Below are 11745 nucleotides of genomic sequence, written 5' to 3'. Positions count from 1 at the left end.
ACATATGAAATATTTAGATCGAATTGGCCGTTTGATAAGCAGAATGGTATTCAAAAATATGGCTGTGTTGATTCTTGTAGGTCTAATCAGAGTAGTATTCGGTCCTATTGGCTGGTCACCTAATCAAGAAATTTACCAAGTAGCAGTTCTTATGGTCAGCTATTTTATTCCTGTCCTGTTTGCCTACACCTCCGCTCAGATGCTAGGCAAACATCGGGGAGGCGTTGTTGCGGCTATCGTTATGTTTGTATTAGTCATAGAAAATCCCTCAAGCATACCGATGATCCTGCCCTCTATGGTAATCGGTCCTGCCATAGGGTATAGTATTAAGAACATAAATCGATGGCTGGAGGGGAGAATACCGACAGGGTTTGAGCTACTGTTTAATAATATTATTGATGCTCTAACCGCAATCCTATTTATATGTATCGGTATTCAGTGGGCTAACCCTATCTTCATAAAGATGATGAATGTTATCCTTCAGCAAGTAGAATTCCTGACCCAATCTGGCTATCTGCCATTACTAGCTCTTATTATTGAACCAGGAAAGGCCTTATTTTTTAATAGCGTAATCAACCACGGTATTTTAGAGCCATTAGGTATCCAACAAGCACAGGAAAACGGAAAGTCTCTCTTATTTCTTCTAGAAACAAACCCAGGTCCAGGATTCGGGATGTTACTAGGGTGCTATTTCTATTTAAACGGGAAGGAAAAGGAAAATCTAAAAGCAGCTCTTCCAGTCCATGTCCTCGGGGGAATTCATGAGGTATATTTTCCTTATGCGCTTATGCAGCCTTTACTTCTCATTCCTCTTATCCTAGGGGGAATGGCAGGAAATTTACTCTTCTACCTGCTTGACGCTGGATTAGCTGCTACTCCTTCACCGGGCAGTGTTATTTTATTGCTGATGATGGCAGCAAAAGGAACACATATGGCAGTTGCTGTCGGCTTTCTCGCCTCGGCTGCGGTGAGTTTTTTTGGATCTGTCCTTGTACTTTCCTATGATCATAAAAGAAGAGCCATCCATCAAACTGAAATTATAGATGAGGTTATAGATGAAGTTATACACGAAGACATATACGATAGTCTGTTAACTCCATTGGAAGCTAAGGAGAAAAAGATGGAAGTGAAAAATATCATTTTTGCTTGTGATGCAGGAATGGGCTCAAGCGCAATGGGAGCCGCTGCGTTACAAAAAAGGCTAAAGCAGGAAAATTTAGATATAATGGTGGATAACCTTTCCGTCGACGATATTCCTCAAGATGCTGATATCGTCATATCCAATATTCGGTTAACAGAACGAGCTCATGCATGTGCTCCTCAAGCAGAGCATATTTCTGTTACATCCTTTCTAGATCGATCATTTCATGAAGAATTGATTCCGCGGCTTAAAGCTCAACAGGGGGGTGAACCTGTTGGGAATTCTGACACAATTGATGCCTTTGAGGATCTGAATGAAGAACATGTTCTTCTGAATATGAAAGCAAAGGATAAATGGAAAGCGATTGAACAAGTCGGGACTGTACTGATTCATAGAGGGAATGTAGGAAGTCATTATATCGAGGAAATGAAGCAACGCGAACGGGTTTTCTCCACTTATCTTGGAAACGGAGTAGCTCTTCCGCACGGGATGAATGCCAAAAGTGATCAGATTAAAAAAGCAGGAATCTCTATTGCACAATATCCAGAAGGAATCACTTTCGCGGATGGACAAAAGGCTTACATTTTGATAGCTATAGCTGGAAAGGGAGAAAAACAATTATCCATTCTTTCACGTTTAGCCGAAATCATTGAACAAAAGGATACAGTGAATGGGCTAATCCATGCTACAACCCGTAAGGAAATTATTCAAATTATCAAGAATGGCTTGGCTAAGTCTCATAACAAAGGAGAAGGGAATAGAATTTAAATGATTGTAGAAGAAATGCTAGTAAAAAATACATTTGGCTTCCACCTCCGCCCAGCAACGATGTTTGCCGCTGCAGCCCAAGGATTCTCCTCCGATATTAAAATCGGCTACAACGGGAGGATTGTAAACGGGAAAAGCGCTATCGGTCTTCTCAAGCTAGAAATTAAAGAAAGAGAGGTTATTTCTATACAGATTGATGGAGAAGATGAAACGGAAGCCATGAGAGCTTTGATTCAATTGATTAATAGAGAGTTTATCTGACAGAACCTTATTCATAATCGCTCTTTTTCTAGGGTTGAGGCAGATACAAAAAGCCCTGCGTACATGCTCCCTTTGTACGCAAGGCTCTTTTTTAGCTGCTCTTTTCCGTCTGTTCCTGCTTAAAGAAGCTCTTCATCGCATGAAACACATCGGCTTTTTGCTTTAAGATATAATAACGGAACTTCTCATCCTTCACATTTTTATACGCTGACATGAGGGTCGAATGGCGATTATATTGGTTAACCTCACCGTAGCCAAACATGTTAGATACCTTCATTAAATCCTGCACAAGCTTTACGCAACGTGCGTTATCAGATGTGAGATTGTCACCGTCAGAGAAATGGAATGGATAGATATTATAACGGTCTGGTGAATATTTTGTTTCAATCAATTCTAGCGCCTTTCTGTAAGCTGAGGAACAAATCGTTCCACCGCTCTCGCCTTTTGAGAAGAATTCCTCTTCTGTAACGACCTTCGCTTCTGTATGATGGGCGATAAATTCAATATCGACCGTTTCATATTTTGTACGTAAAAAGCGAGCCATCCAGAAGAAAAAGCTGCGGGCCATATACTTCTCCCAAATCCCCATCGAACCGCTCGTATCCATCATCGCAAGCACAACCGCCTTTGATTCAGGCTTTAGTACCTCATTCCATGTACGGAATTTTAAATCCTCTGGGTGAATTGGATGAAAGGATGGCTTCCCGCTCATGGCATTACGCTTATAAGCAGTCATCATCGTTCGTTTCTTATCAATATTACCCATGAGTCCTGTTTTGCGAATATCATTAAATTCAATATGCTCTAGCTTATTTTCATCGGTTTCCTTACGTTTTAAATCTGGCAACTCAAGCTCACTAAATAGTGCCTGCTCAAGCTCTAAAATCGAAACCTCGGCCTCATAGTAATCATCTCCGGCCTGGTCACCTGCTCCCTTGCCTTTTCCCGGTCCTTTTTGCTGTCCTCCGCTCGAACCGTCACGGGCTACAACATCGCCTACCTTGCTGTCACCGCTCCCTTGACCCACATGCTTGTTTTTGTCATAGTTATAACGAATTTTGTATTCATCTAGAGAGCGAATTGGAATTTTCACCACGTCTTTTCCATTAGACATGACGATGCTTTCCTCGGTAATTAAATCAGCAAGATTATTCTTAATTGCTTCCTGGACCTTCTCCTGATGACGCTGTTGATCGTCGTGACCTTTTCGGTGGAGGGACCAATCTTCTCTTGCAATCGTATAATTATAGTTGTTATCTTCACTCACCGTGTTTCCCTCCTTCTATTTTTAGTTTGGTTTGTAAAGCAACTGTAGAACTTAAATATAATTACGCTTAGCTGATGCACCGTTTCACATACAGATGCATATAGTATGTTGTCGGCCTTTTTACTTTTGGGTATGAATGGTTGGTTACTCTATCTTATGCAGGCAGCACAAATAATTGACAAATAATTTCAGAATTGGACATCCTCATTTTTTTGCGCGGACTTGCATAAAAATGCTTTTCTAATGCGACCGCTCCGTATAGAAAACATATCTACAAGAATGCAAGGAAATTACTTATATGTGGACAAAAAAAGCATGCCTTTAGGCACACTTTTTTTGCACGTTACCGATTTAACAAGCTCCCTACATAGCGAAGCAGCTCATTGGCGGATGTAGAGTTATAGCCATATTCATCTATCAATCTCGCTACAACATCATTAATCTTCTTCAACTGACGTTCATCCGGCGTTTTAGTTGATGTAGTGATTTTAACAACATCCTTCAAATCTGCAAACAGCTTCTTCTGGATCGCTTCACGCAAGCGCTCGTGTGAATTGTAATCGAATCGCTTTCCTTTGCGTGCATACGCAGAAATACGGATGAGAATTTCTTCGCGGAATGCCTTTTTCGCATTTTCTGAAATTCCAATTTGTTCTTCAATTGAACGCATAAGCTTTTCATCTGGGCTCATTTCTTCGCCTGTTAATGGATCACGCAGCTTTGCCTTATTGCAATAAGCCTCTACATTATCTAGATAGTTATCCATCAATGTTTTAGCAGATTCTTCATATGAGTAGACAAACGCTTTTTGTACTTCCTTCTTCGCAATATTGTCATACTCCTTGCGAGCTAAGGAAATAAAGTTCATATAGCGTTCACGGTCTTCGTTACTAATAGATGGATGCTGATCGAGACCATCTTTTAAGGAACGAAGAACATCCAACGCGTTAATAGATGGTATTTCCTTTCGAATAATTGTAGAGGAAATGCGGTTGATGACGTAACGCGGATCAATACCGCTCATCCCTTCATCCTGGTACTCCCGCTGCATTTCTTCTACATCGATAGAGTTGTAGCCTTCGACCATTTCTCCATCATACAGACGCATTTTTTTGATTAAATCGATATCTGGGCGTTTTGGATCCTTAAGTCGGGTTAAGATTGTAAACATAGCTGCGACACGGAATGTGTGCGGTGCAATATGAACATCAGCTACATCGCTTTCACGGATCATTTTTTCGTAAATGCGTTCCTCCTCGCTAACACGCAAGTTGTAAGGGATCGGCATTACGATAATCCGAGAGTGTAGGGCTTCATTTTTCTTATTGGAGATAAAGGAACGATACTCTGTTTCATTCGTGTGTGCCACAATCAGCTCATCCGCTGAGATTAGGGCAAAACGGCCTGCTTTAAAGTTTCCTTCCTGCGTCAAGGAAAGCAAATGCCATAAAAACTTCTCGTCACACTTAAGCATTTCTTGAAACTCCATCATACCGCGGTTTGCTTTATTGAGTTCTCCGTCAAAGCGGTAAGCACGCGGGTCAGATTCAGAGCCATACTCCGCAATTGTCGAAAAGTCAATACTTCCCGTTAAATCAGCAATATCCTGTGACTTCGGATCGGATGGACTAAATGTTCCAATTCCAACACGTCGGTCTTCGGACAAAAATACGCGTTCTACCAGCATATCTTCAATACGACCGCCATATTCCTTCTCAAGTCTCATTAAATTTAATGGTGATAGATTACCTTCGATACGCACACCGTATTCTTGGTAAAATTCATCTCGCAAATGGTGCGGTATTAAATGCAATGGATCCTCATGCATCGGGCATCCTTTAATTGCATAAATTGCACCTTGATTTGTATGTGAATATGCTTCAAGGCCGCGTTTTAGCATCGTAACCAGCGTCGATTTTCCGCCGCTGACCGGTCCCATAAGAAGTAAAATCCGTTTTCTTACATCAAGTCTCTTTGCGGCAGGGTGGAAATATTCCTCCACAAGCCGTTCTAGTGCTTCCTCTAAGCCAAACAGCTGGTTGCTGAAAAATTTATAATGCCTGCGCCCATCAACTTCCTCAATACCAGCATCACGAATCATGTTGTAAATGCGGGAGTGGGCAGTTTGAGCGACCCACGGCTGTTCCTTCACAATTTCCAAATACTCGGCAAATGTGCCTTCCCACTGTAAACGATGCTCTGCTTCCCGATGCTGCTCAATCCTTCTTAAAATATCCATATCGGACCTCCCCCATTCTCTTGTTCCAAAAGGATTATTATAACTTTATGCGAGGATGTCCTTAAACATTCTCAAGAATCAGAAAAGAGTAAAATTCTAGAAGTTTAGGTCTTTTATAGAAAGCTCGCCGATTGGTGAGCCCCGCCCTCGGACAAAGACAGAGGCGTAGCCCTACTTATACTGTATTCCTAAAATTTCTGACTGCGTCGAATCCATTTCCAGCTGGAAATTTGTATTTTTTACAGTATAAATAAGAGCCAGTAGCCTTGATAGATTGGGGCTGCTGCTATTTCGTACCAGACACATATTTGTTCCGCAAAAAAGATTACAGCGCTTTCAAGGCTTATGCTAACAAATGAAAAGAAATTTTCTGTATAATAAAAAAGCGGGGATATTACATAGAGGGAGGAATTACAATGAAATTTATACTCATTCTAGGCGTAATCATCGCATTTCTAAGCGCCATATTCACTGCCGGCTATAACGATAAACCAGGCGCAAATAATTAAGAAATAAAGAGCTGCCATATAATCGGCAGCTCTTTATTTCTTAAAACCCTTCAATAATTCCGGGTAATTTTGTTGACGCAGTGCTTCATACACGAGAATAGCTGCCGTATTAGATAAATTCAAGGAACGAACATGCTCAGTCATCGGAATACGCAGACAGCGGTCAAAATTCCTTTGAATTACATCCTTCGGTAAGCCTGTCGTTTCTTTCCCAAATACAAAATAATAATCCTTTTGCAAATCACTGTAGTCAAAGGAAGAGTGCCTTTTTTCTCCAAACTTTGTTAAATAGAAAAACTCTCCCGCTGCATTTTTTTCATAAAACTCATCTAGCGAATCGTAATATGTAATCTCAACAAATTCCCAATAATCAAGCCCTGCACGTTTTAGCGTTTTATCATCTTCGGAAAAGCCAAGCGGACGAATTAGATGCAGCTTTGCACCTGTTACCGCGCACGTACGTGCAATATTTCCTGTATTCGCTGGAATTTCTGGTTGATATAAAACAACATGTACTCCCACAAATTTCACCTCTACCCAGTATTATATCACCTGCAGACAAAAAGAAAACAGGCAGCCATTGCGCTGCCTATACATTATCAAGAATACGAAAAAACTTATATTTCATTTGCGGTGTATATTTACTTGAATCTTGGTAGGCCCAGTAGCGTCTCCGGCTATCGGCTGAATGTGCATTCACAAGGGGCATACCATTTGCATCCTTTGCCGTCACAATTGTCGTATGATTCCACCGTCCATCATTTTCAAAATCATACGCAATTACATCGCCAAGAAGAAGCTCCTCAGGCTTTTCTACCTGCTGAGCCCGCAGGCCAATAGTAGCTCCGGTCAAGTACCGTTGAAAAGAATGAGCAACTGACCAACTCCAACTCCATTGCTGATTTTGATGCCACCATCCCCTCCCAACACTTGGATAACCGTTCATTGGGGATCCTCCAGCATGTAAGCATTGTGAAATAAAATTTGTGCAATTATCCTGAAAGTTACTATATGCCGGATTACGGCCATTCCACCAGGCTTCAGCGTATTTCACAGCTTCAAGGCGGCTATATTTATACGGAATTGGACTTCCCTTTCCCTTCGTCACTTCTCTCTCTAGTGTCTCTCCTGCTTCGTCCATTGTTTCATATGCAGCATACCGATCATCCTCGAGCCGTCCCCTCTCAAATATTGCACGGCGATACACCTGCTCCTCCTCCGCGTAGAAAAGATCCTTTTGACGAATGAAGTATTGAAAGTGAACGACATAGTCCACATCCTTCCGCTGCCCTATAGCAAGCTCCCGAATCACGCTCACCCGCGCGTCACATTTTATAATCTCCGCTTTTCGTTCCTTCAGTAGCTCCTTCTTGCGCCTTAAAACATGGGCAGCATCCCCTTTTAAATGGACGCTTGCACGTTCATTTCCAACGAGAAAATTCATTTGATGACGAATGATTGTCTCGAGCGCTGCTTTCACTCCCATTCTCATTCCCCCTCATCTTACAATATGAAGAAGGGATGAAGAATCTGCTAATTTTGTATATCTTGCAGCATAATTAAACCTTTTTCCATTTCCGCGAGTACCTGTTCATCTTGCTCTGCTTGCTTTGCCTTTTCAATCTCTTCTGCAGCTTCCTTCATTCCGATCCTTCCAAGTGCCCATGCTGCTGTTCCACGCATAACAGGCCGCGGATCCTGCTTCATAACAGCAATTAAATCTGGAACCGCAGTTTCATCCTTGTAATGCGCCAACGCAAGAATTGCATTTCGCTGAATCGGCTTTTTACCGCGCCACGACCCGGACATATAACCGTATTTCTCCTTAAACTCACGATTCCCAATCGTAAGAAGAGGCTTCAATAAAGGCTTCACCAGTTCTGGATTTGCTTCCATTTCTGGATGAAGATGAAAATCAATGCCTTTGTTTTTAGGACATACTGTTTGACATGTATCACAGCCATACAAACGGTTCCCAATTTTCACCCGATATTCCTCAGCTAAAAACCCTTTTGTTTGCGTTAAAAACGCAATACATTTTTGTGAATCAAGCTGTCCTCCCTGTATAAGCGCACCTGTCGGACAAACCTCCACACATTTATTACACGTACCGCAGCCTTCTTCAAGCGGGATATCCGGTGAAAACGGAAGGTTTGTCAGCATCTCTCCTAAGTATACATACGAACCAAACTCAGGCGTAATAATCGCACAATTTTTCCCGCTCCAGCCAATGCCAGCTCGCTCTGCAACAGCACGGTCGCTTAACTCTCCCGTATCCACCATGGACTTCACCTGAACATTTGGCACCCGCTCTTGTAAAAACTGTTCCAGCTTCTGTAAACGATCTCGCAGCACAGCATGATAATCCTGCCCCCAAGAAGCGCGGCAAAAGATCCCCCGGCGTTCTCCCCGTTTACTTTGTGGGGCATTCTTCAACTTAGAAGGATAAGCAAGTGCAATCGCAATAATAGACTGTGCACCAGACAAAACTAGTTGAGGATTTGTCCGCTTCTCAATATCAGGCTCTTCAAATCCAGACTGATACCCAAGTTCTTCCTGCCGAAGAAGGCGATGCTTAAGCTCCTGAAACGGCTCTGCACTCGCAAATCCAATTTTATCAATTCCAATGTGTTTGCTATATTCAATAAGATCTAATTTTAGCTGTTCCCAATTCATACTTGTTACCCCCCTTTCCTCTGCCTCTACACGATTTTTCTAATTTTATTTTTACACTTTCAGAAAGTATAAAAACTTCTAGCTCGAAGCCAATTTGACGTGGCGAGAAATGTTAGGAATACAGTATAGATACAACTACGCCTCTGTCTTCGCCCAAGGACAGGGCTCGCCAATCGGCGAGTTTTCTTTACACTGTAAGAAATTATAAATTTCTAGCTCGAAGCCAATTCGACGTAGTGAGAAATGTTAGGAATACAGTATAAGTGCAACTACGCCTCTGTCTTCGCCCAAGGACAGGGCTCGCCAATCGGCGAGTTTTCTTTACACTGTAAAAAAGTATAAATTTCTAGCTCGAAGCCAATTCGACGTAGTGAGAAATGTTAGGAATACAGTATAAGTGCAACTACGCCTCTGTCTTCGCCCAAGGACAGGGCTCGCCAATCGGCGAGTTTTCTTTACACTGTAAGAAATTATAAATTTCTAGCTCGAAGCCAATTCGACGTAGTGAGAAATGTTAGGAATACAGTATAAGTGCAACTACGCCTCTGTCTTCGCCCAAGGACAGGGCTCGCCAATCGGCGAGTTTTCTTTACACTGTAAAAAAGTATAAATTTCTAGCTCGAAGCCAATTTGACGTAGTGAGAAATGTTAGGAATACAGTATAAGTGCAACTACGCCTCTGTCTTCGCCCAAGAACAGGGCTCGCCAATCGGCGAGTTTTCTTTAAGATAAATAATTCATTTATAAACATTAAAAAACGCAATGCTTCGTTTAATCTAAGAAACGAAACACTGCGTTATGCACAATAGTTATAGATTTCTCTGAAGCAATTAAAGAGAATAAAGATCACAGCATCAGCTTGGACAACTGCGTATCAAGTTATACCTGCGCTTCAAGAAATTGTGAAGTTTTTGTTAACTGTTTAGAAGTATAGCACGAAACAACAAAATCGACAAGAATTTTAGCGAGAAAAGTCGAAAAAAGTTAGTCTTCGCAAAATTTGTTGAAAAGATTCCCAATGCCGAGCAGACTCTAGTATGGTTAAGAAAATTTTTCAAAAAGCAAAAGCTCTTAGCTATATTCATAACAACATCAATTTTAGATTCTTATATCCCGCTAAAGGAAAAGGCCTTTGGATAAATACCCCAAAGACCTTTTGTATACACGAGAGTAAAAAACTTTTCAGCAGAAGAAGTACCGGTCACTTCTTCAATGCCTTTTCAACTGCATTTTTAATTCCATCATAGCTAGAATCTACAAGGTTTCCATTTACATAAATAGTAGGAGCTCCCTGTACCTTCAACCCTAAGGCTAAATCTCTATCCTGCTGAACCTTCTTTTGAATGGCTTCACTATTCAAATCCTTTTGAAACTGCTTTACATTAATTTTAGGTAGCTGCTCCTTTACAATTTGCGTAAGCAACTCTTCCGTAATCCACACTTGATCTGTAGATTGTTGAGCCTCAAATAACGCAGTGTAAAACTTCCAAAAAGCTGCATGATCTTGTTTATAAATAGCTTCACCTGCCGCAGCACCTAAATCCGAATCGTCCCCGATGAATGGGAAGTTAATAAAATGAAACTGAACTTTTCCTGTCTCAATATATTCTTTTTGAATTTCAGGAAAAACATGCTCATCCCATTTTTGGCAGCCTGGACATTTAAAATCCGCAAACTCAACAATATGGACAGGCGCATCTTGGTCTCCTAAGGTTTGCTGTTCCTTATATAAGAATGGATCCTGCTTATCCTCTGTTTTCTTTCCGATAATTGTATAAACAATTACCCCAATCAAAACTAAGAATGCCAATGAAAAAATTATAAATAATGTAGAAAACTGTTTAGACTTCATCCTTTATTCTCCGTTGCTATTGTATTTACTTCTAGTATTGCCATTCCATCATGTAATACTCAGAAAGCATCTTCTATTACACATCATACCAATGTAGATGAAACTCGTCCAACAGAAAGGTCATTCGTTCAAAAAGCTGTCACATTCTTTATATAAAGAAAAAACCTTCACTTTAATAGTGAAGGTTTTTTATACCGGTGGTCGGGGTCGAACCGACACTCCAGAGGAACACGATTTTGAGTCGTGCGCGTCTGCCAATTCCGCCACACCGGCATGGAGGCGGCAACCGGATTCGAACCGGTGGATAAAGGTTTTGCAGACCTTGGCCTTACCACTTGGCTATGCCGCCGAATATCTTGGAGCGGAAGACGGGATTCGAACCCGCGACCCCAACCTTGGCAAGGTTGTATTCTACCACTGAACTACTTCCGCATATATGGCTGGGCTAGCTGGATTCGAACCAACGAATGACGGAGTCAAAGTCCGTTGCCTTACCGCTTGGCTATAGCCCATTAATTAAAATTCATGATTTACTTCTTCAAATTTCTGCTACTTTCCATTATAACCCATTCAAAAATCACTGTAAAGTTCTAAATGGGGCGACTGATGGGAATCGAACCCACGAGTGTTGGAGCCACAATCCAATGCGTTAACCACTTCGCCACAGCCGCCATTACAATAATGGCAGGGGTAGTAGGAATCGAACCCACACTGGAGGTTTTGGAGACCTCTGTTCTACCTTTAAACTATACCCCTATAAATGGTGGAGGGGGACGGATTCGAACCGCCGAACCCTGAGGGAGCGGATTTACAGTCCGCCGCGTTTAGCCACTTCGCTACCCCTCCACATGATGCCGGCTAAAGGACTTGAACCCTCAACCTACTGATTACAAGTCAGTTGCTCTACCAATTGAGCTAAGCCGGCATTATAATTTTTTCAAAAAATGTAATAAATGGTGGCTCGGGACGGAATCGAACCGCCGACACGAGGATTTTCAGTCCTCTGCTCTACCGACTGAGCTACCGAGCCAT

The 11745-nt window shown here is 41.8% G+C and carries 8 protein-coding genes and 9 tRNA genes; 2 read left to right on the top strand and 15 right to left on the bottom strand.

Annotated features, from left to right (window positions below):
* Nucleotides 1-4: 4 nt before the first annotated feature.
* Complete coding sequence (locus tag EP737_RS22160) at nt 5-1909, top strand: PTS sugar transporter subunit IIA (RefSeq protein WP_129731065.1); 1905 nt, start codon at nt 5-7, stop codon at nt 1907-1909.
* Nucleotides 1910-2170: an HPr family phosphocarrier protein gene (locus EP737_RS22155; RefSeq protein WP_129731063.1), complete on the top strand. Its 261-nt coding sequence runs from the start codon at nt 1910-1912 to the stop codon at nt 2168-2170.
* Nucleotides 2171-2261: 91 nt separating this feature from the next.
* Here the strand turns inward: EP737_RS22155 and yhbH are convergent, their stop codons facing one another.
* From yhbH to EP737_RS22080, 15 genes are all read right to left on the bottom strand, one after another.
* On the bottom strand, nt 2262-3437 hold the full coding sequence (gene yhbH / locus EP737_RS22150) for a sporulation protein YhbH (protein WP_129731061.1): 1176 nt from the start codon (nt 3435-3437) through the stop codon (nt 2262-2264).
* A 343-nt stretch (nt 3438-3780) separates the two neighbouring features.
* A complete protein-coding gene (locus EP737_RS22145) occupies nt 3781-5676 on the bottom strand; it encodes a PrkA family serine protein kinase (protein WP_129731059.1) in 1896 nt (631 codons plus the stop codon).
* Nucleotides 5677-6218: 542 nt separating this feature from the next.
* Nucleotides 6219-6707: a tRNA (uridine(34)/cytosine(34)/5-carboxymethylaminomethyluridine(34)-2'-O)-methyltransferase TrmL gene (gene trmL, locus EP737_RS22140; protein ID WP_129731057.1), complete on the bottom strand. Its 489-nt coding sequence runs from the start codon at nt 6705-6707 to the stop codon at nt 6219-6221.
* 67 nt (nt 6708-6774) lie between these two features.
* The gene (locus EP737_RS22135; protein ID WP_129731055.1) at nt 6775-7671 is read right to left on the bottom strand and encodes an amidase domain-containing protein; all 897 of its coding nucleotides are present in this window, start codon (nt 7669-7671) and stop codon (nt 6775-6777) included.
* 47 nt (nt 7672-7718) lie between these two features.
* Nucleotides 7719-8861: a tRNA epoxyqueuosine(34) reductase QueG gene (gene queG / locus EP737_RS22130; protein ID WP_129731053.1), complete on the bottom strand. Its 1143-nt coding sequence runs from the start codon at nt 8859-8861 to the stop codon at nt 7719-7721.
* Between the two features lie 1201 nt (nt 8862-10062).
* The gene (locus tag EP737_RS22125) at nt 10063-10713 is read right to left on the bottom strand and encodes a DsbA family protein (protein WP_129731051.1); all 651 of its coding nucleotides are present in this window, start codon (nt 10711-10713) and stop codon (nt 10063-10065) included.
* A gap of 192 nt (nt 10714-10905) precedes the next feature.
* Nucleotides 10906-10986, bottom strand: a tRNA-Leu gene (locus tag EP737_RS22120).
* A gap of 1 nt (nt 10987) precedes the next feature.
* Nucleotides 10988-11062: transfer RNA gene (locus EP737_RS22115), tRNA-Cys, on the bottom strand.
* 8 nt (nt 11063-11070) lie between these two features.
* A tRNA-Gly gene (locus EP737_RS22110) sits at nt 11071-11145 on the bottom strand.
* Between the two features lie 5 nt (nt 11146-11150).
* Nucleotides 11151-11225 (bottom strand) — tRNA-Gln (locus EP737_RS22105).
* A gap of 83 nt (nt 11226-11308) precedes the next feature.
* Nucleotides 11309-11384: transfer RNA gene (locus EP737_RS22100), tRNA-His, on the bottom strand.
* An 11-nt stretch (nt 11385-11395) separates the two neighbouring features.
* Nucleotides 11396-11469 (bottom strand) — tRNA-Trp (locus EP737_RS22095).
* A gap of 5 nt (nt 11470-11474) precedes the next feature.
* Nucleotides 11475-11559, bottom strand: a tRNA-Tyr gene (locus tag EP737_RS22090).
* A gap of 6 nt (nt 11560-11565) precedes the next feature.
* Nucleotides 11566-11638: transfer RNA gene (locus tag EP737_RS22085), tRNA-Thr, on the bottom strand.
* A 29-nt stretch (nt 11639-11667) separates the two neighbouring features.
* Nucleotides 11668-11743 (bottom strand) — tRNA-Phe (locus EP737_RS22080).
* Nucleotides 11744-11745: the final 2 nt, after the last annotated feature.

The sequence above is a fragment of the Ectobacillus funiculus genome, from assembly GCF_004138295.1.
GTDB lineage: Bacteria > Bacillota > Bacilli > Bacillales > Bacillaceae_G > Ectobacillus > Ectobacillus funiculus.
This window is presented reverse-complemented; position numbering and strand designations above follow the sequence as displayed.